Raw genomic sequence first — 19,848 nt, forward strand, 5'->3', positions numbered from 1 at the left:
CCTAGAGATTGGCGTCAACCATGCCATGGCGGACAGCAAGCAGCGTCAGTTCGACGTCGCTGGTGACCGAGAGCTTTTCAAAGATCCGATAACGGTAAGTATTGACCGTTTTCGGCGACAGGCACAGCTTGTCGGAAATGATCTGCACCTTCTGGCATCCGACGATCATCAGGGCGATCTGGATTTCCCGCTCCGACAATGCATCAAATGGCGAGCCTTGCGGCTGGAACGACTTGAGTGCCAACTGTTGGGCAATCTGCGGGCTGATGTAGCGTTGCCCGGCAAACACCAGGCGAATGGCCTGGACCATTTCGTCCAGCCCCGCGCCCTTGGTCAGGTAACCGGCGGCGCCGGCCTGCAACAGGCGGGTGGGGAACGGGTCTTCTTCACACACCGTCACTGCGACCACTTTCACATCCGGGTGGCTGCGCAGCAATTTGCGTGTGGCCTCAAGGCCACCGATCCCGGGCATTTTTACATCCATCAGGACCACATCAGGCTTGAGCTCGCGCGCAACCTTCAACGACGCCTCGCCAGAATCAGCCTCGCCCACCACCTGCAAGCCATCGATATCGGCCAGCATACGGGTAATGCCCGTACGTACCAGATCGTGGTCATCGACCACCAGGACCCTAATCAAGCAGACACCTCACACTGCGGCGGCAATTGGATCCCGCCACCTTAGCAAAAAACCTAGCGCCAGAGCTAACGGAACACGTCATCGCAGCGACGTCATTTTGCCTTTGCCCGCCATCCGGGCAAAGGCGTTGCTCTCGCGCCCCGGAGCGGTCGAGCGCACCCTCGGCAGCGCCTCGGCAAGACGGCCAAGCAATTGCTGTATCACGGCCTGATCCATGGCAGGCAAATCGCGAAAGGTCCCGAGCAAGCGGTGCTCGTCGGGGCTCAGGCTGCCTTGGGGGACGGGCGTGCGGGTACCACTCAACACATACAGGGCATCGACACCGCGCGCGGCCAGCGCTGCCAGGTAATCCGCCTTGGGTGTACGTTCGCCGCTCTCGTACTTGCCTTGCGCGTTGGGCTCTACCCCACCGATGTCACCGAATACGCGCTGAGTCAGGCCCAGACGCTCCCTTTCTTCCCGCAGTCGGGATCCGATTCCGTTCATCGCCATTCAAATTCCTTGTACATCTCCATGCTGGCCACCCGCGCAAACGCGCTAGCCCGGCCGCTCAGGCTGCACTATGCACAGGAATGCCAGCACTGCACAAGTGAACGGACGCACTTCCTGTCTGTGCTTGTCTGTACAGGGCCATCATCGCCCAAGCCACTACTTGATGGCCATAAGCCATAAGAGCAACTTTGCTGCCTGAAACAGTGAACTTCAGCTGAATAAAACACTATCTATCTGCCTTCACTGTCAACAACTTCAAACGCACAACTAACGCCCGTGCGAGATGAAAAAAGCACCTGAAAATCCGCCAGAAGATCGTCAAAAACCCACGAAAACACGATTTTCTGACGCCTGTAATTTGGCATAAAGACTGAGACTGTTTTTTGACATGCAACTTATTGACAACTTTAACTAATTGATTTTTAAGTGTTTTTTAAACTTAACAGAGAAATTGTGAATTAATTCTAATTACATAGAACAGATTGCTTGCGTAACTAAAAAACTCCCCCTTAGGATAGAAATAAGACAACGAACAACACGGCCATCGCCTGTTCAGCGCGCGATGTACTCATGTGTGCTTGCAACGTCGACTTCACCGATAAACTGAGTAACCGCGTCAGTACTGCAACCACAGTACTGATCACGGCAGAGGGAACTATGAATATCAGTATTTTTGGACTGCCTGAATTCATAGAATAAGTGCAACGTTTGAAACGATAGGCAGAGAGTCAGCCACCGGTAGAATCCAGGCTCTCACACCGAAGGATTCAAGCGCAGATGACTACGCATTACCGGCAGCTGACTCAGGGCCAACGTTACCAGATTGAGGCCGGTCTGAGCGCCGGAAAAAGCCAGGCAAGCATCGCGAAACAGGTTGGCGTACATCCCTCGACGATCAGTCGTGAGGTTCGCCGCAACAGCTCCCAGAAGACCTACAAAGCGGTTGCTGCGACCCATGAAAGTGATGCCCGTCGAGCGCAGGCGCGCAAGCACTGCAAGCCATTAACGTGGTTCAGCCATTATCTGCCGCTCTGGCTAAAACACGGTATGAGCCCGGAGCAGATTGCTCAGCGCCTGAAGCAAGAGCAGCCGGAGCGCGCGGTCAGTCACGAGTGGATTTATCGGTTTATCGCCACCGACAAACACGCAGGTGGCGAGTTATACAAGTATTTGCGGCACCGCAGGAAGCTGTACCGAAAACGCTACGGAAGCCACGACCGGCGCGGACAGTTGCGTAATCGCGTATCGATAACCGAGCGCCCTGCTGAGGTCGAAGCCCGCGAGCGTCTAGGTGATTGGGAGGGTGACACGGTGCATGGCGTAGGCGGCAATCTGGTCACGCTGGTTGATCGTAAAAGCGGCTACCTGAGCGCCTATCCGGTCAAGCGCAGGACGCGCCGGCAGGTAACGCGGGCGATCAATCTGTTGCTCAAGGGGCATGCTGTTCACACGCTGACGCTGGATAACGGGAAGGAGTTTGCCGGGCATGAACGCATTGCGCATCGGAGCCAGTGCCAAGTCTTTTTTGCAGAACCCTATTCATCCTGGCAGCGAGGCACTAATGAAAATACCAACGGCCTGCTCCGGCAGTATTTTCCCAAGGGCGGCGACTTCAGCAAGCTGACCGTCGAGGCGGTCAGTCGCGTGGTAACGAAGATCAATTTACGCCCGCGAAAACGCCTGGGCTGGAAGACGCCGTACGAAGTTTATGCAGGGGCGAGCGTTGCACTTATGTGTTGAATTCAGGCTGGGTTATGTGGGTGCGGTCTGTGCGGGCTGTTTGTCCGCACGCGGCCACCAGGTGCTGGGGGTCGACATTTCCCAGGACAAGGTCGACATGATCAACCAGGGTAAATCGCCGATTGTCGAGCCAGGGCTTGAGCAACTGCTGCTCAACGGCGTGAACCAGGGGCGTCTGCGTGGCACCACCGACGTCCAGGCCGCCGTGCTGGCAACCGAGCTGTCGCTGCTGTGCGTTGGCACGCCGAGCAAGAAAAACGGCGACCTGGACCTGGTCTACATGGAAGCGGTGTGCAACGAAATCGGCATGGCGCTGCGCGACAAAGCCAGCCGCCACACCATCGTGGTGCGCAGTACCGTCCTGCCAGGCACGGCGAAAAACGTGGTGATTCCGCTGCTTGAAAAAGCCTCGGGCAAACGTGCCGGTGTCGATTTCGGAGTGGCAGTCAACCCCGAGTTCCTGCGCGAAAGCACCGCGATCCAGGATTATGATTTCCCCGCCATGACGGTGATCGGCGAGCTCGACCAACATTCCGGTGACCTGCTCGAATCGTTGTACAAAGGCCTTGATGCACCGGTGATTCGCAAGTCGATCGAAGTCGCCGAAATGATCAAGTACACCTGCAACGTCTGGCACGCGACCAAGGTCAGCTTTGCCAACGAAATCGGCAATATCGCCAAAGCTTCGGGCGTCGATGGCCGGGAAGTGATGGACGTGGTCTGCCAGGACTACAAGCTCAACCTGTCGCGCTATTACCTGCGCCCGGGCTTCGCCTTCGGTGGCTCTTGCCTGCCCAAAGACGTGCGCGCCCTCACCTACCGCGCTGGCCAGCTGGACGTCGAGCATCCGCTGCTGGCCTCAATCATGGACAGCAACCGCAATCAGGTGCGCAATGCTTACGACCTGATCGCCCGTCAGGACAAACGCCGTATCGGCCTGCTCGGCCTGAGCTTCAAGTCCGGCACCGATGACCTGCGCGAGAGCCCACTGGTGGAGCTGGCCGAAATGCTGATCGGCAAAGGTTATGAGCTGAGCATTTACGACGCCAACGTCGAGTACGCCCGGGTGTTTGGTGCCAACCGCGACTACATCGAATCGAAGATCCCGCACGTGTCTTCCCTGCTCTGCAGCGATCTTGACCAGGTGATCAACGGCGCCGATGTCATCGTCCTGGGCAACAACGACGACCGCTTCGCCCAGGCCCTGGATGTCAGCGAAGGCAAGCAGGTCATCGACCTGGTCGGCTTCATGCCGCACGCCAGCAACCGCAATCAACAGGGTATCTGCTGGTAACGCCCCACGCTCCGTAGAGAGCACCCGGTAAGCAGTATCCACACCTGCGCCTGAGCGAACTGAACACCTACCTTTGCCTGCCGCCCTGCGGCCGGGCCCGGTAAGTGCGCGTTTCGCTCAGGCTGCAGCGCCTGTACAACGGAGCAACGGTTAGATGGAACGACAGCAACAACCGCCTTGCGGCGCACGCCGGGCCGCCGCGAGCTTCTGCGCCTGGGCCTGCCTGTTCGGCCTGATTGCACTGGCCTCGGAGATGATCGCCCCGGCGTATCTGGACCCCAGCCACCACAGCTTCATCTTCATCATCGGTACCCTGGGGATGTGGCGCTATGGCAATGCCATCGTGCACTTTCTGCGCGGCATGTACTTCCTGCACTGGAAGTTTCCACGCATCCGCAAAGCGGTCGAGCGCATGGGTGACGCAGCGCTACCAGCCCATATGTTCATGGTGGTCACCAGCTTTCGCATCCCCACCCACACCACCTTCAAGGTCTACCAATCGGTATTCCAGGAGGTGCAACGGCTGAAGGTACCGTGCACGGTGATTGCCTCGATCGTCGAAAAGGGCGACGAGCAGTTCATCAAGCAGATCATGCGTAACGAAGTCACCGACCGCGACGACATCAAACTGGTGATCGTCCGCGCCCGCGGCACCGGCAAGCGTGACGGCCTGGCCCACGCCTTCCGTGCCTTGTCGCGCCAGATGCCGCTGGAAGACTCGGTGGTCGGCGTGGTCGATGGCGACACCATGATGTTGCCTGGTTGCGTCGAGCGCGCGGTCAAGCTATTCGCCTACCTGCCTAAAGTCGGCGGCTTGACCACCAACGAGTTTTGCGAGGTCGAAGGCAGCAACCTGATGCGCCAGTGGCACTCGATGCGTTTCGTGCAGCGGCACATCAACATGTGTTCGATGGCGCTCTCGCATCGCGTGCTGACCTTGACCGGTCGCCTGTCGTTCTTTCGCGCCAGCGTCATGACCGACCCCGACTTCATCCGCGATGTCGAAGCCGATTTTCTCGAGCACTGGCGCCTGGGCCGCTTCCAGTTCCTCACCGGGGACGACAAGTCCTCATGGCTGAGCCTGATGCGCGCGGGCTGGGACACCTTCTACGTACCCGACAGCAATACCCTGACCGTCGAGCATCCACCCGATAACAGCTTCTGGCGTGCCACCCGGCAACTGATGTTCCGTTGGTACGGCAACTCGCTGCGCCAGAACTTCCGTGCCACCGCCCTGCTCGGCCGCGCGCGCCTGGGCCTGTTCACCCTGTACGTGCTGCTCGATCAGCGGGTGTCGATGTGGACCTGCCTGATGGGCCTGACCGCCTCGGTGGTGGCCGGCCTGGTGTTCGGCATCCAGTACCTGCTGGTGTACCTGTTCTGGGTGCTGCTGTCGCGCAGCATTGTCACCGTGCTGTTCCTGTTCGCAGGCCATCCAGTGAGCCCGGTGTACCCCTTCGTTCTTTATTACAACCAGATTGTCGGCTCGGTGATGAAGATCTACGCGCTGTTCCACATGGACCAGCAGCGCTGGACCCGACAAAAAACCACATTAAGCAACGGTAGCGTCAACTTCGATGCCGCCCTGAACCGCTGGTCCTCGAAGGCGATGCTGTTTTCATCGATCGCCATCTTCTTCGGGGTCATCTCGGTTCTTCTCGAACTCACGCAACGTTAAGGAAAGGCGCCTGCCATGAGTAGCTCAAGTACACCTACCGTTTCTGCCAAGACTGCAGCCAATGTGGTTCATGAAGCGATCGACGAACGCCAGTACGTGCGCACCCGCATCAATGCCCGGGTCACCCTGAGCGCCGCCGGGCAACCGAACATCGAAACCAGCCTGCAGGACATCTCCCTGGGCGGTATCGGCCTGCGTCACGACAAACCGCTGACCACTGGCAGCCTGTACAACGCCTCGATCCGCCTGCGCCTGAATCAGGTTGACCTGAGCCTGGACAGCAAAGTGCGCATCGTGTCCCAGCGCGGTGAAGAAGTCGGCGCGCAGTTCGTTGACCTCGATGCACAGAAGCGCGACATCCTGCGCTACATCATCAGCGCCTACCTGTCGGGCGAGATTGCCGACATCAACGGCCTGTTCAATGTGATGCAGCGGGAAAACTACATCAAGGAGCGCAAGCAACAGCACGCCAGTGCCCGCAGCAGCGCTGATCGCCTCAAAGCAGTGACCGGTACTCTGCTCTACGCCGCAGCCGGACTCGCCGCCCTGGGCTTCGTGGCGTACAAGAGCTACCAGTTGTTCTTCCGCATTCCGGCCGTGCAGGCCCAGGTCTCGGCCAACGCCCAGGTGATCAGCATGCCCGACAACGGCTATGTGAAGTTTCTCCTGCAACCCGGGCAGACCGAGGTGAAAGCCGGCCAGCCGCTAGCCAATATCTCCACGCAACTGGCCACCAGCTTCACCAGCCCTGCCGACATGAAGGCCTTGGCCGACCTGGCACCGGGCGATCTGCAGACCTTGCTCGGCCGCGCGACGATTGAAACGGTGATCAACAGTCCGTGCGATTGCGAAGTGTACTTCCCTGGCAAGCCGCTGGATGGCTATGGCTACAAGCAAGCGCCGCTGATGCACCTGCTGCCACGCGATGAAAACCTGTTCGTTACCGCCAATGTGCCCTTCGACAAGCTGGCCGATATCAGCCGGGTGACTTCGGTGGAGCTGAAAGTGTTCGGCCTCGATGAGCGCTTCAGCGGCAAGGTCGTTGATTCGCGTGTCGATGAAGCCAACAAGAACCTGGCCCTGACCATCGCCCCGGACACGCCGTTGCCGCGCCAGGCCTACCAGAAGCCGGTGGCGGTTGACCTGTTCCTCGGTTTGCCATTCATGGCCTCGCGCTGAGCGCAAAGGAAGGATTGGCGATGAACGCGATGATGCCCTCCCGTCTGCTGTTGGCAAGCCTGAGCCTTGCCTGCGCCAGCGCGGTTTCGGCCGGGCAAAGCCTGGAGCAGATCCGCTATGCGCTGTACAAGGACCCCAGTGCCAATGTCAGTGGCGACCTGCGCCTGCTCTCTGAACGTGGCGACCTGGCCTCCAAGCTGCTGCTCGGTGATGTGCTGGCCAACACCGACGGTGCCAACCGTCAGGAAATAATCGCCCTCTATAAAGAGGCGTTTGCCGACGGCCGCGGGCAGGTTCCGGCACTGGCTTCCCTGGCACGCTTGCTCGACCGTACCCCCAGCCTCCAGCAAGGTCAGCGCGACTGGGTCGCTCAGGCTTTGACGCGCTACCCGGCCACCCTCGACCCGCGCAACGCCAGCACCACGCTGGAGGTGTTTTTGGTCTACCCGCAATTGGTGTCCAACGACCAGGCTCAACAATTACTCGCGCTGTACCAACAGTCGTGCTTGCTCAATTGCCGCCCCGAGTTGTACCGCGCGGTGTTGGCCGAACGCCAGGGCGAGCGACACAACGCGGAGCATTGGTACCAGCAAGCGGTGCGCGTGGATGTGCGGGCCATTGATCGTTACTACCGCTTTCTCGGCGACGATCAAGACCGCGCCTTCCCGGCGTTTGCCCGTACCCTGGAAGCCCAGCGCCCGACTTTGGCCGTAGACATCGTACACCGCATCGGCGCGACGCTCGACAGCATCAACAGTGTGCAGCGCGCCGAACTCGAAGCCGACCGATACCAGCGCCAGAGCAGCGCCATGGGCACGGCCCAGGTAGCGCCGGACGCCGCGCAACTGGCAGCGCAAAAGGCCCGTACCGACGCCCTGGATAGCGCGCGCGCCGAGGCGCATCGTTGGCGTGAAAATGCCGTGGAGCGCGGTTTTGTGCCAGCGATGGTGTCGAAAGCCAACTTCATGATCTCCAACCCCACCGAGCATAACGCCGAGGAAACCCAGGCCCTGATCGATCAGGTGCGCGCGCGCGAAGCGACCCGGGCCAAGGCGCTGCAAGCCTCGTTCTACATGGTCAACAACTGGCTGACCCTGGACCCGCAAAAAGCCCGGGCGCTGATCGACGAACTGATCGCCAGCGACTACCCCGACGCCCAACTGCTGCTCGCCGAGTACTACAGCAAAGGGGTTGAAGATGAGCCGGATCAGGACAAGGCCCTGCAGATTTTCCAGGCACAGGCCCGTGCCGGCTCAACCACCGCCTGGTACCGCATGGCCACCCTGCACGCCTACGGCCGCGCCATCTGCCATGACCCGGTGAAAGCCTACACCTATGCCCAGGTGGCCCTGGCGCTGGGTGAAAACGGTGCACGCAACTTGATCAAGCGTCTGGAAAAGTCGCTCAAAAAGGATGACATCGAGCGCGCCCTGGCAGCACGCGCCGATCTGTTGAAGGAGGCAACCCTGTGAAAGCGCATCACTCCCTGTTCGGTGCCCTGCTGGCCCTGACCCCGCTGTATTCGGCCATGGCCGCCGAAGAAATCACCGGCCCCGAGGCCGACAGCATCGAACCGGTGCGCGTACTGCCCAGCGATGGCAGTGCGCCGGTGATCACCTCGGAGTTTTTCAACAAGCTCACCGTGCAAACCGGCTATGGCCCGGAAAACTCCGAAGTCGGTCGCAGCCGCGAGATGTTCTACAGCCTGCGCTATGAACCGTCCTTCGCCTGGTACTCGCCGGAAAAGCGCTGGGCCAAGTGGATGGTCTATGGTCGCCTGTGGCTGAACTACGATTCCAGCCAGTCGCTCACCAGCCAGAACGAAAACAGCAACAGCTTTGACCGCGAACAACCCGAAGGCTGGTATGCCGAACTGCGTGAGCTATACGTCAAACGCAACCTGCTGGGTGACGACCCGCGCTTCTCGCTGTCGGTGGGCCGCCAGCGCTATTTCGATGACTACGGCATCTGGTGGGACGACAGCCTGGAGTCGCTGCGTTTCAACTACAACGACACCTTTTCCCGTGGCTTTTTTGCCGTGGCGCAGAAGTTTTACAACTACAACACGGACGTCAACAGCCTGGCCAACAGTGAGGAGCGCACCACTTACCTGATGGGTGAGTACGCCTACCGCTGGAGCGAGCGCAACTGGGCCGGCGTACGCCTGATGCACGAGAACGATCATAGCGACCACGACCCGCAAGACCGCTACGACTTCAACGGCATGCGCTACGGCTTGTTCTTCAAGGCCGACGACTTGCAGGTCAGTCCGCTGTTCAGCGACTACCACCTGGAACTGGCGGGCCTGGATGGCAAGGTCGACAACACCGATGGCAATGGCGTCACCAGCACCGGCAATCACGCCAGCGGCTGGGCCGCGCTGGGAGAGATCGGCAAGCGCTTTCACGACCTGCCCTGGACCCCACGCCTGGCTTTGCGCGGCGGCCTGACCGACAAGCCGAGCAATGACAACGACGGCTTTCGCCTGAACACCATCCAGTCCGACCGCATCACCCGCCAGGGCAGCTACAGCACGCGCCTGACCAGCTCGTTCGTCAGCCTCGACCTGCGCAACCTCAGTTACTACGGCATCAGCCTGGAAACCAACCCGACGCCGCGCAGCGCCCTGGATTTTCGCGTCACCGACCTGAAACTGCGCGACGCCGACGGCACCTTGCCGGTACGCATCGATGGCGACCAGCGCAGCCGGCGCAACCAGGCCATCGCCCAGGGCAACGCCAGCGGTAGCAAGCAGGTCGGGCAAATGTACGACCTCAACTACTACTGGAAGATGTTTCCGATGGCCATCGACGGCAAGCATCTGGACGTCAACGCCCTGGTCAGCGCCAGCTACCTCAACGCCGGTAACGCTCTGGATAGCGGTGATGACTACCAGCTGAGCGTCGGCGTGGTGATCAGTTACTAAGGACGGACCCTTCGATGATCTTCGCCTCCAACGTCTTTTTATTCCTCTATCTGCCGCTGTTCCTGGCGGTGTACTTCCTGTCCAAGGCGCAGTGGCGCTCGACCGTGATCGTCGCCGCCAGCTACATCTTCTATGCCTGGTGGCGTCCGGACTTTTTGCTGCTGTTCGTGGCGATCACCTACTGGAACTACTGGTTCGGCCTGCGCATCAAGGCGCGCCTGGACGCCGGTGACAAACGCTGGGCATTGCGCCTGTTGTGGATCGGTATTGCCGGCAACCTGTCGACCCTGGGCTACTTCAAATACGCCAACTTCGGCGCTGAGGTACTCGCTGCCCTGCTGGCACCACTGGGCATCAACACCTGGACCCTGGAAACCATCTTCCTGCCGCTGGGCATTTCCTTCTACGTGTTCCATGCCCTGAGCTACATCGTCGACATCTACCGCAAGGATGCAACGCCGACGAACAACTTCATCGACTTTGCCGCCTTCGTTGCCCTGTTCCCGCACCTGGTGGCCGGGCCGATCCTGCGCTACAGCCAGCTGGCGCCGCAACTGCGCCAGCGCACCCACTCCCTGGAGCTGTTTTCCCTCGGCGTTTGCCGCTTCATGCTCGGCTTTATCATGAAGGTGCTGATCGCCGACCAACTGGCGCCGATCAACGTGTTGTTCATCAGCGAAGGCACCCTGCAGCTCAGCGATGCCTGGTTCGGCCTGATGGTCTCCACCCTGCAGTTGTATTTCGACTTCGCCGGCTACAGCCATATGGCCCTGGGCCTGGCGCTGATGATGGGCTTCCGCTTTCCGGAGAACTTCAACCAGCCTTACGTCTCGCAGAGCATCACCGAGTTCTGGGCACGCTGGCACATGACCCTGGCGCATTTTCTGCGTGACTACGTGTACATGCCGCTGGTGCGTAAACGGGTGGCCGGGGCGCTGCCGGCGCTGGTCTACACCATGCTGTTGTCGGGGCTGTGGCACGGCGCAAGCTTTGCCTTTATCTGCTGGGGCCTGTTCTTTGGCTTAGGCATGGTCATCGAACGCAAGTACAACCTGGCCACCAAGATCACCACGCCGTACCACCTGGGGCGCAACCTGCGCACCTTCGTGTTGATCATTCTGAGCATGCCGCTGTTCTTCACCAACGACCTGCGCCACAGCCTGGATATCTACCAGGCGCTGTTCGGTTTCAACGGCTTCGGCTCGCTGGACCTGTACGTGCTCGGTGCCTCGAAGATGGCCATGTCGTTTGCCGCCGTTGCCCTGTGCTGGCTGGTGCTGGCGGGCAGCAACAACGTGCGCTACTACGCCGGCAACAAAGAGCACTACTTCATGCGCCACGTCGGCGGCCTCAAGGCCGTGCTGTTGTGGGCCGGCTTCGCCCTGGCCCTGAGCAGCCTGGCGGCGAACTCCTTCTCACCCTTTTTGTACTTCCAGTTCTAGGAGACGGCCATGTACCCGGTCATGAGTTCGGCGAGCAAGGTCAATGGCATTCTTTTCGGCGTGGTGCTGGCCGGGATGTTCGTCTATTCCCTGCCCCCGGTGTTCAGCTTCGCGAAAAACCAGAGCGATGCCTGGAACCTGTTCGTCGATGGCAAGTTGCTGCGCAAGTTCGAGCAGGTCTATGACAAGCGGTTTTTCTTGCGCGAGCCGGCGGTTGAGGGCTGGGCCAACGTCCAGTACCGGCTGTTCGGCGAGGGCACCAAAGGCGTGGTGCTGGGCAAGGACGGCTGGCTATACACCAATCAGGAATACCGCGTACCGAACGACCTGCAAGGCAATCTGGACAGCCAACTGGCGCAGATTGCAAAGGTCGAGCAACAGCTCAAATTCCACAACAAGCGCCTGATCGTGCTGCCGCTGCCGATGAAAGTGGATGTCTACAGCGCCCACACAGAACGTGCTGTCGACCCACGGGCGATCAGCCTGTACGACCGCTTCGTCAGCGCCCTGCAAGCGCAAAAAACCGAAGTTACGCCCGTGCGCTCGGCATTTCTCGGCAACCTCACCGGGCCGGAACTGTTCCTCAAATCCGATACGCACTGGAGCCCGCAAGGTGCGCGCCTGACCGCCTATGAACTGGCCCGTCAGCGCCCGGAACTGCTCGGTGACGAACGCTACGTGTCGCACAAGGTCGCGGACAAAACCGTCAAAGGCGATTTGATGAACTACATCCAGTTCAACCACGCCCAGCTGGCGCCGCAGTTTGGCCCGAGCCAGATCGCCCTGTACGAAACCCTCAAGGCCGAGCAAAGCAGTGACGCGCTGTTTGCCGATGAGCAACAGAGCCTGCTGCTGGTCGGCACCAGCTACAGCAAGCTCGACGACTGGAACTTCACCGGTTTTCTCAAAGAAGCGCTCAACCGTGACCTGCTCAGTGTGGCAGTTGAAGCCCGTGGTCCGTTTGAAGCAATGAACCAGTTCCTCGCCAGCGACGACCTGAACAACCCGCAGATCGACACGGTGATCTGGGAGTTCCCGCTGCGCACTCTACTCGCCCACCGCATGGGATCGCTGAGCCGTCCTGGCCAGACCCAACATTTCTGACCTTTCAAGGAGATCATCATGAACCGTTCGCTTACCGCTCTGCTCAGCGCCGCTGCCCTGCTACTGGTCAGCACCCAGGGTAACGCCGCCGAAGGCAATGCCGACCTGTACGATGCCGTAGCCCCGGCCGACTCGGCGTTCGTGCGGGTGCTCAACCTGTCTGACAGCAACATCGATGTGACCTTGAGCGGCAAGCTCAACCCGCAGCGGGTCGCCGCAGGTCAACTCAGTGGCTACCGCTTCACCCCGGCCGGCAGCCACAAGATTGCCGTCGGCGCCAAGGCCATCGAGCCGCAGCTCAAGGCCAACGCCGCGAGCACCGTGGTGTATGACGGCAACACCTTGACCTTGATCGCCGACAAGTACGTCAACGAGCCGAAAAAAGCCCAGATCGCCTTCTACAACCTGACCCCGGCCAACGTGGCGTTGAAAACGGTCGATGGCAAGAGTGTGGTGGTCGACACCCTGAGCAACGGCCAGACCGGCAGCCGCATGGTCAACGAAATCAAGATCGGCTTCGCCGCCTATGACGCGCAACAGAAAGTCGCCCAGTTCGACGAACTGTTCCTCAAGAAAGGCCGTTCCTACAGCTACGTGCTGCTGCCCGAGGGCGGCGGTTATCGCAGCATGAGCCTGGCCAACAGCATCGACCCGAGTGAGTGACTGGCACCATGAAAAGCCTATTCGCCCTGGCCCTGGCCGTCGGCGCGCTGTTCAGCGTGCAAGGCGCCGCAGCCGACAGCAATCCGCCTCCCTGCAAGGGCCTCGAATGCCTGACCTGCCAAGGCTTGAGCAACCCTCAGCACTACACCGAGGGGCGCATGAAGCTGATGCGCGAAATCGTCCCGGGCAAGGATCGCTGGCTGTTTCGCTCAGCAGTCGACCTGACCAACGACTTCGGCATTCCGGCGCCGATGCGCCCGGAGTTCGCCCGCCTGATGGACACCTTCCATCGCCAGGGCATCCAGGTGGCCATGGCCATCCAGCCAACCCGTGGCCTGATGCACCGTGACAAGCTGTACGCCGACAAACTGCACGGCTTCGACTACAGCCGTGCCAGCAGCAACCTGAGCAGCTACCTGCAACAGTTGCGCAACGGCGGCGCGGTGGTCGCGCCGATGATGCAACTGGTACAAAAACCGCCTGCAGGCGAGTTCTTCTTCCGTCGCGACCACCACTGGACACCCGCCGGTGCTGAAGCCACCGCACGTCTGCTGGCTGAAGAAGTACGCCGCCAGCCGTTCTACGCCGCACTGGAGAAAAAGCACTACCGCACCGAGCCCGGGGTGATGGTGCCCAAGGACGGTACCCTGAACCTGGCCCTGAGCTATATCTGTGGCAACAACTACGGTTTCCAGTACGTCCGTGGCTACCAGACCATCCCTCAAGACCAGGGTGCCGATGCCCTGTTCGACGATGCGCCCGACCCGCAAGTGATCCTGGTCGGCGACAGTAACGCTGCAGCCCGGGAAGACGAGAGCAAGCAGTTCAACTTTGACGGCTACCTCAAGCAATACCTGGACGTCGATATCCTCAACTACGCCCTGCCCGGCGTCGGCCAGGATGGCTCGCTGCTCGAATACCTGCTGTCGCAGGACTACAAGCCCAAGGAGCCGCCCAAGCTGATCATCTGGGAACTGCCGGCCAACTATCAGCTGGAGTCCGAGCTGATGTATCGCCAACTGATTCCGGCGATCAAAGGTGGCTGCCCGGTGTCCACTGAGGTCATGGCAAACCGCCTGCAGCGCCCGGCGCTGAAGGTCAATGAACGGATTGAGCTGCTCAGTAACGCTGGCGAAGCGCGCAAGACAGTAAACGGTGGCTTTCTCGACATCCGCATCAGCGACAAGAACGTCAAGGACTTCTACGTGATCGTCTACTACGACAACGGTGCCCGCGACAAAGTCTGGTTCCGCCGCGAGGCGGTGGTGAGCGGTGGCCAGTACTACCTGGAGCTGAGCCGGGCCAAGGAATTTGCCGGGGCCAACCTGCTCTCGGTATTCATGGAGCCGACCAAACCCGGTAGCGCTGCCACCCAGGTGGAAACCCGACTATGCCTGTAAAAACCTGGAGCGCACTGGCCCTGGGCCTGTGCGCCAGCCTGCAGCTGAGCCAAAGCCTGGCGGCCAGTTCGATCTGGCCGCCACGGGCCACCGCTCAATCGGCGATGATTGCCGACTACCGCACCCTGCAGTGCAGCAAAACGCCGCCCGTGCCCTACACCGGCAGCCTGCAGATGCAGAGCAAATACGATCAGCGTGATGCCAGCAAGTCGACCCTGCGCAGCAGCCCCGATGCCAACAGTGAAGCGATCGGCAAGCAGGTCAAACAGTTCATCGGCGGTTTGATCTATGCCAGCAAACGCTTCCAACGCGCGAAAACGCCGCAGGAAGCCAACATGGCCCTGGCTTGCCAGGACCAGTGGCTGGAACACTGGGCCAACGCCGGGGCCCTGCTCAACCCCGACGCCAGCAGCACCGGCATGGCCGCGCGTAAATGGGCGGTCGCGGCCATGGCTTCGACCTTGTTGATGACCCAGGCGGCCAGCGACGGCAAGCTGCAACTGTCAGCAGCGCAACGCCAATGGTTCAACCAGTTGGGCGAACGCATCATCGCCGAGTACCAGCCACGTCGGGCACAAGGCTTCGCCTGGTTCAACAACCACGACTACTGGGCGGCCTGGGCGGTGGCGGCCACGGGCATGTTAATCCAGCGTGACGACTTTATTCAGTGGGCCGACGGCAACCTGCGCCTTGGCCTGCAACAGGCAGTCAAGGCCCGGGATGGCAGCTACGCCTACCTGCCGCTGGAAGTCGCCCGCGGCAAACTGGCTGCCACCTACAGTCAGTACGCGCTGGTGCCGCTGGTATTGCTGGCCGAGTCGGCGCGCGCCAATGGCCTGCCGTGGAGTGCCGAGGATCAGCAGACGCTGGAGCTGCTGGGCAATTTCGCCGCGCGCAGCATCCTTGATCCGGAGCACCTGCCGGAGCTCAAGGGGCAATCGCAGATCAGCGTGGCGCCCTACAAATTAGCCTGGCTGATCCCGTTCCTGCAGCGTGTGCCGCAGCACCCGCTGGCGCGTGAGCTGTATGACAGCGAAGACGGCGACGTCGACAACTACAGCCAGATTGGCGGCCCACTCAAGCCGTTGTATCCCAAACTGCCGTAACCCAAGGACGAACCGCTATGGCCATGCGCCCTCTTTCCCTTTGCTGCCTCGCGCTGCTGCTGTGTGCAGGCAGCGCCCAGGCCACCCGCCAACACCTGCCAGAGCAACAGTCATTCAGCGTGATCAACCCGTCCGAGCACCAAACGCAGCTGCAGCAGTTGCAACAGGTTGCGCAGGCGCTTCAGGTGCAGGTAAAGGAACGCCCCCGCCCCGCCGGTCGGGCCAGCGTCAGCCTGCAACCGATGTTCTCCTCGCAGAGCGGTAGCTGGCCGTTTGAACCGTTCGTCAACAATGGCTTGTTCCGCGCGATCGCCGGTTATCAGGCCCACCACCCGCAAGCGGTCGTGATCCGCGGCGGTAGCATCACCCTGGCGCAACTGCAGCAGGCCCTGAACGATCCGCGCATCCTCAAGCCGTACAAGGATGGCTACCTGCTCAGCTACCCGCTGATGATCGGCAGCGACGCTGGGCTGGTTGTTGAAGGCACCAGCCTGTACCTGTATAGCTATTCCGGCACGGCGCTGATCAACCAGGGTTGGCTGGGCCTGAACCAGTCGCGCCTGGAGAGCGTTGCCGGTGACAAGCCTGGCAGCACTGATCGCGCCTGGCGACCGTTCGTAGTGGCCTGGGCCGGCAGCCATACCCAGGTCATCGGCTCAACCCTTGAACGGCTGGGCTACAACGCACACCTGTCCCGGGGACTGAGCACCGCACTGAGCGCCCAGCAAGCGGCGAACAGCGCCCCGGCCACCCTGATTGTGCGCGACAGCCAGTTCAACGCGCTGTCCAGCGCGGTGGAGCTGCAGCACACCCAGGCGCAGATCAGCGGTAGCCGTTTTGAGCATTCCCAGCAGTACGGAATTGATGTGCGCGACAGTCAGGTCAACCTGCTCGACAACCAGGTGCGTGGTATCGACAACAACAGCGGCATCCGCCTGCGCGGGCAGACTGTGGCGCGGGTCGAGCGCAACCTCATCCTCGGCGCGCACAAGGCCGCTATCGAAGTCAGCGATCAACGCGGGCCCCTGCTGCTGCGAGCCAACCTGATCGGCGACAGCCGTGGCAATGGCATACAACTGCGCAACCTGTCAGCCACTGCCCAGGCGCCGCTGCTGATCGAAGACAACCTGATCGGCAACAGCCAGGGCAGCGCCGTGGATGGCAGCGAAGTGAGCGGCATCGCGCTGATCAACAACCGCATCGGCAACACCCCGGAATATGCCATCAGCCTGCGCAATGCCGCGCCACTGACAGGGCCGCTGATCCTCAGTGGCAACACTCTGGGTAAAGCAGGCAAGGCGGTGGTGCGCGTTGAAGGCATGCAGCAGGTGGTGCTGGGCGGCAACCACTTTGAAGGCAAACCCTTGCTGCAGAACCTGCTGATCGGCGACTTGCTGAGCATTCAAGGGCCATTGCTGGAAGCGACTCAACGCCAAGGGCATGTGGTGCGCGTCAGCCAGTAACACGCCTCCGGTGGGAGCGGGCTTGCCCCGCGATGGCGGTCTGCCAGATACACCGCCATCGCGGGGCAAGCCCGCTCCCACCGTGCGTTAAATAACACGTTGCATGCGCACGAAACACTCATCCTCACCCACCGCGGCAAAGCCCCGGCGCCGGTACAAGGCCTGCGCCGGGTTGCTTTTAAACACCGTCAAGCGCAACAACGGTAAGCGCCGTTCGCCAGCCCACACGGCCAGCTGTTCCAGTACCTGGCTGCCAATCCCCCGCCCCCGTGCCGCCTCGATCAAGTGCAGCTCGCGGATGTACAAGGCCTGGCGGTCCTGGCTGAGGCTACAGAAGCCCAACGGCGTGTCACCCTCCGCAATCAACCACTGCTCGCGCCAACCCCAGGCCTGGTCGAAGGCCTCTTCGATCCACAGCAGGTCGAACTCATGGTAATAACGCAGCATGGCCCGGCGGGTCAGATCACGGGCGAAGGTGCGATGCTGGGCGGTGGCGGGAATCAGTTGCAAGGTAATCGGATCCATGAAGGTGGGAGCGGGCTTGCCCCGCGATGCGATGTGCCTGACTGTCTGCAATCGCGGGGCAAGCCCGCTCCTACCGCTCGTCGGCGTAACACACGGGTGAACTCGGCGGGCCTTGCCGGTCCAGTTCGTCTTCCAGCCATTGGGCCAGTACTACGGCATTATTGTGCAGGGTGTCTTTGCCGGCATACAACAAGGTCAAGTCCCCCTTCGCGGCCATGCCCAACAGCGGCCACCAATGTTCAGGACAGGCCGTCAGCTGTTGGCGGTAGCGCTCGGTAAAACCGACAAAATCCACTTCGCCTTTGTGGAACGCCTGGCGCAACGCCGTAGACGGCGCCACTTCTGGCAACCACAAGGCCTGCAACTGCTCTTTACGCACGTTGCGCGGCCACAAACGATCAACCAACACACGCTGGCCATCCGCCACTTCCTCAGGGTCATAAACGCGCTTGCAGCAGATCATCGGAACCTCGGCTACTTTTGTTCAGCCTAGTCTTTTTCATTGATCGGGATCAGCTCGGTAGCTGCGATTTTTTTTATGCTTGCCGCCTGAGGTAACCAACCCGGAGTCATCCATGACTACCCCAACGCTGGCCGGCAATTCGCCGCCGGCCACTTCCGATCCACGACCGCAGTTGCATCACAAACCCGGTCGCAGCACGCTCATTCTGTTCTTCGGCCTGTTGTTGGCCGGCCTGCTGTTCACCGCCTGGAGCCTGGCTCACGACATCGACGCCAGTGGCACAGTGGTCACCACCTGGACGCCCTTCTTGTTACTGGGCGTGGCGCTGGTGATTGCCCTGGGGTTCGAGTTCGTCAATGGCTTCCACGACACCGCCAACGCCGTGGCCACGGTGATTTACACCCACTCCTTGCCGGCCTCGGTCGCCGTGGTGTGGTCGGGCTTTTTCAACTTCCTCGGTGTGCTGCTGTCCAGCGGTGCCGTAGCCTTTGGCATCATCGCGCTATTACCGGTGGAGTTGATTCTCAAGGTCGGCTCGTCGGCCGGTTTTGCCATGGTCTTCGCCCTGCTGCTATCGGCGATCATCTGGAACCTGGGTACCTGGTGGCTCGGCCTGCCAGCCTCTTCTTCGCATACCCTGATCGGTTCGATCATCGGCGTCGGCGTGGCCAATGCATTGATGCACGGCCGCGATGGCACCAGCGGTGTCGACTGGGCCCAGGCCAGTAAAGTGGGCTATTCATTGCTGTTGTCGCCGCTGGTCGGTTTTGCCTGTGCGGCGTTACTGTTGATTGCCCTGCGCCACCTGGTCAAACGCCGCGATCTGTACCAGGCTCCGGTCGGCAACACCCCACCACCGTGGTGGATTCGCGGGGTGCTGATCATGACCTGCACCGGCGTGTCGTTTGCCCACGGCTCCAACGATGGCCAGAAAGGCATGGGCCTGATCATGCTGATTCTGGTCGGCACCCTGCCCATGGCATACGCCCTGAACCGCACCATGCCCGCTGAGCAGACACTGCATTTCGCCGCCGTGGCCGAAGCCACCCAGCACGCTCTGCAGCGCGGCGAAGTTCCCGTTCTGCACGCCGACCCGAGAAAGACCCTGACCGAGTTCATTCGCCAACCGGCGGTCAGCCCCGAGCTGGTGCCCGCCCTCGCTGCCCTGACCGGCGCTATCGGTAGCGAAGTCAAAGCCTATGGCTCGTTGAACCGGGTACCGGCCGAGGCGATGGCGAACGTGCGCAACGACATGTACCTGACCAGCGAGACCATTCGCCTGATCGACAAGCACCAGTTGATCGCGTTCGATGCCGACACACAGGCCAACCTGAAGATGTTCAAGCATCAGCTCGATGATGCCACCCGCTACATCCCGCTGTGGGTGAAGATCTCCGTGGCAATTGCCCTTGGCCTCGGCACCATGGTGGGCTGGCGGCGCATTGTCGTGACCGTTGGCGAGAAGATTGGCAAGACCCACCTGACCTACGCCCAGGGCGCCTCGGCGGAGCTGGTGGCGATGTGCACCATTGGTGCAGCCGACATGTATGGCCTGCCCGTATCGACTACCCATGTACTGTCGTCCGGCGTGGCCGGGACCATGGTTGCCAACGGCTCGGGCCTGCAGATGCGTACCATCTTCAACCTGCTGATGGCCTGGGTGCTGACCTTGCCAGCGGCGATTGTGCTAGCGGGTGGGTTGTACTGGCTGTTGAGCCACGTGTTCTGACGCA

General features: G+C 60.9%; 17 protein-coding genes. 13 read left to right on the plus strand and 4 right to left on the minus strand.

Annotation, left to right across the window (positions count from 1 at the left end; all coding sequences use genetic code 11):
* Window position 1: 1 nt before the first annotated feature.
* Together gacA and ACVWSC_RS17075 are read right to left on the minus strand one after the other, a co-directional pair.
* The gene (gacA, locus tag ACVWSC_RS17070) at window positions 2-640 is read right to left on the minus strand and encodes a response regulator transcription factor GacA (protein ID WP_133215797.1); all 639 of its coding nucleotides are present in this window, start codon (window positions 638-640) and stop codon (window positions 2-4) included.
* Between the two features lie 78 nt (window positions 641-718).
* A complete protein-coding gene (locus ACVWSC_RS17075) occupies window positions 719-1,126 on the minus strand; it encodes a helix-turn-helix domain-containing protein (protein ID WP_442107975.1) in 408 nt (135 codons plus the stop codon).
* A gap of 783 nt (window positions 1,127-1,909) precedes the next feature.
* Between ACVWSC_RS17075 and ACVWSC_RS17080 the strand changes: the two genes are divergently transcribed.
* From ACVWSC_RS17080 to ACVWSC_RS17135, 12 genes are all read left to right on the plus strand, one after another.
* Complete coding sequence (locus ACVWSC_RS17080; protein ID WP_442107591.1) at window positions 1,910-2,872, plus strand: IS30-like element ISPsme1 family transposase; 963 nt, start codon at window positions 1,910-1,912, stop codon at window positions 2,870-2,872.
* Entirely contained in the window at window positions 2,841-4,166 is a 1,326-nt protein-coding gene (locus tag ACVWSC_RS17085; protein WP_442107977.1) for a nucleotide sugar dehydrogenase, read from the plus strand. The genes ACVWSC_RS17080 and ACVWSC_RS17085 overlap by 32 nt, the downstream gene beginning before the upstream one ends.
* 154 nt (window positions 4,167-4,320) lie before the next feature.
* Window positions 4,321-5,844 (plus strand): glycosyltransferase, encoded by a 1,524-nt coding sequence (locus ACVWSC_RS17090; protein ID WP_442107979.1) that lies wholly within the window; start codon window positions 4,321-4,323, stop codon window positions 5,842-5,844.
* A 15-nt stretch (window positions 5,845-5,859) separates the two neighbouring features.
* Window positions 5,860-7,023: a PilZ domain-containing protein gene (locus ACVWSC_RS17095; RefSeq protein ID WP_442107981.1), complete on the plus strand. Its 1,164-nt coding sequence runs from the start codon at window positions 5,860-5,862 to the stop codon at window positions 7,021-7,023.
* Window positions 7,024-7,043: 20 nt separating this feature from the next.
* Entirely contained in the window at window positions 7,044-8,495 is a 1,452-nt protein-coding gene (locus ACVWSC_RS17100) for an SEL1-like repeat protein (RefSeq protein ID WP_442107983.1), read from the plus strand.
* Window positions 8,492-9,949: an alginate export family protein gene (locus tag ACVWSC_RS17105; protein ID WP_442107985.1), complete on the plus strand. Its 1,458-nt coding sequence runs from the start codon at window positions 8,492-8,494 to the stop codon at window positions 9,947-9,949. The genes ACVWSC_RS17100 and ACVWSC_RS17105 overlap by 4 nt, the downstream gene beginning before the upstream one ends.
* A gap of 14 nt (window positions 9,950-9,963) precedes the next feature.
* Window positions 9,964-11,391, plus strand: coding sequence for an MBOAT family O-acyltransferase (locus ACVWSC_RS17110; protein WP_442107987.1), 1,428 nt, complete (start codon window positions 9,964-9,966; stop codon window positions 11,389-11,391).
* Window positions 11,392-11,400: 9 nt separating this feature from the next.
* Window positions 11,401-12,495 (plus strand): alginate O-acetyltransferase, encoded by a 1,095-nt coding sequence (locus tag ACVWSC_RS17115; RefSeq protein ID WP_442107989.1) that lies wholly within the window; start codon window positions 11,401-11,403, stop codon window positions 12,493-12,495.
* Window positions 12,496-12,513: 18 nt separating this feature from the next.
* Window positions 12,514-13,158 (plus strand): alginate O-acetyltransferase AlgF, encoded by a 645-nt coding sequence (locus ACVWSC_RS17120; RefSeq protein WP_442107991.1) that lies wholly within the window; start codon window positions 12,514-12,516, stop codon window positions 13,156-13,158.
* Between the two features lie 8 nt (window positions 13,159-13,166).
* The gene (locus ACVWSC_RS17125; protein ID WP_442107993.1) at window positions 13,167-14,558 is read left to right on the plus strand and encodes an alginate O-acetyltransferase AlgX-related protein; all 1,392 of its coding nucleotides are present in this window, start codon (window positions 13,167-13,169) and stop codon (window positions 14,556-14,558) included.
* The gene (locus ACVWSC_RS17130) at window positions 14,549-15,664 is read left to right on the plus strand and encodes a polysaccharide lyase (protein WP_442107995.1); all 1,116 of its coding nucleotides are present in this window, start codon (window positions 14,549-14,551) and stop codon (window positions 15,662-15,664) included. Before ACVWSC_RS17125 ends, ACVWSC_RS17130 begins: the two co-directional genes overlap by 10 nt.
* 17 nt (window positions 15,665-15,681) lie before the next feature.
* Window positions 15,682-17,127, plus strand: a complete 1,446-nt coding sequence (locus ACVWSC_RS17135; RefSeq protein ID WP_442107997.1) for a right-handed parallel beta-helix repeat-containing protein — start codon at window positions 15,682-15,684, stop codon at window positions 17,125-17,127.
* Window positions 17,128-17,214: 87 nt separating this feature from the next.
* Here the strand turns inward: ACVWSC_RS17135 and ACVWSC_RS17140 are convergent, their stop codons facing one another.
* Window positions 17,215-17,643 carry a GNAT family N-acetyltransferase gene (locus ACVWSC_RS17140; protein WP_442114318.1) on the minus strand — a complete coding sequence of 143 codons (429 nt, stop codon included), beginning with the start codon at window positions 17,641-17,643 and terminating at the stop codon, window positions 17,215-17,217.
* Window positions 17,644-17,722: 79 nt separating this feature from the next.
* Complete coding sequence (locus ACVWSC_RS17145; protein ID WP_442107999.1) at window positions 17,723-18,115, minus strand: DUF488 domain-containing protein; 393 nt, start codon at window positions 18,113-18,115, stop codon at window positions 17,723-17,725.
* Between the two features lie 112 nt (window positions 18,116-18,227).
* Here ACVWSC_RS17145 and ACVWSC_RS17150 point away from each other — a divergent pair, with 112 nt between their 5' ends.
* Entirely contained in the window at window positions 18,228-19,844 is a 1,617-nt protein-coding gene (locus ACVWSC_RS17150; protein WP_442108001.1) for an inorganic phosphate transporter, read from the plus strand.
* The last annotated feature ends 4 nt before the right edge of the window (window positions 19,845-19,848 follow it).

Source organism: Pseudomonas sp. NUPR-002 (genome assembly GCF_056322725.1).

Coding starts and splice junctions, on each gene's coding strand:
- ACVWSC_RS17120 (WP_442107991.1), top strand. CDS start 12,514: ATGAACCGTTCGCTTACCGCTCTGCTCAGCGCCGCTGCCCTGCTACTG.
- ACVWSC_RS17125 (WP_442107993.1), top strand. CDS start 13,167: ATGAAAAGCCTATTCGCCCTGGCCCTGGCCGTCGGCGCGCTGTTCAGC.
- ACVWSC_RS17100 (WP_442107983.1), top strand. CDS start 7,044: ATGAACGCGATGATGCCCTCCCGTCTGCTGTTGGCAAGCCTGAGCCTT.
- ACVWSC_RS17085 (WP_442107977.1), top strand. CDS start 2,841: ATGCAGGGGCGAGCGTTGCACTTATGTGTTGAATTCAGGCTGGGTTAT.
- ACVWSC_RS17145 (WP_442107999.1), bottom strand. CDS start 18,115: ATGATCTGCTGCAAGCGCGTTTATGACCCTGAGGAAGTGGCGGATGGC.
- ACVWSC_RS17110 (WP_442107987.1), top strand. CDS start 9,964: ATGATCTTCGCCTCCAACGTCTTTTTATTCCTCTATCTGCCGCTGTTC.
- ACVWSC_RS17115 (WP_442107989.1), top strand. CDS start 11,401: ATGTACCCGGTCATGAGTTCGGCGAGCAAGGTCAATGGCATTCTTTTC.
- ACVWSC_RS17135 (WP_442107997.1), top strand. CDS start 15,682: ATGGCCATGCGCCCTCTTTCCCTTTGCTGCCTCGCGCTGCTGCTGTGT.
- ACVWSC_RS17150 (WP_442108001.1), top strand. CDS start 18,228: ATGACTACCCCAACGCTGGCCGGCAATTCGCCGCCGGCCACTTCCGAT.
- ACVWSC_RS17075 (WP_442107975.1), bottom strand. CDS start 1,126: ATGAACGGAATCGGATCCCGACTGCGGGAAGAAAGGGAGCGTCTGGGC.
- ACVWSC_RS17130 (WP_442107995.1), top strand. CDS start 14,549: ATGCCTGTAAAAACCTGGAGCGCACTGGCCCTGGGCCTGTGCGCCAGC.
- ACVWSC_RS17090 (WP_442107979.1), top strand. CDS start 4,321: ATGGAACGACAGCAACAACCGCCTTGCGGCGCACGCCGGGCCGCCGCG.
- ACVWSC_RS17095 (WP_442107981.1), top strand. CDS start 5,860: ATGAGTAGCTCAAGTACACCTACCGTTTCTGCCAAGACTGCAGCCAAT.
- ACVWSC_RS17080 (WP_442107591.1), top strand. CDS start 1,910: ATGACTACGCATTACCGGCAGCTGACTCAGGGCCAACGTTACCAGATT.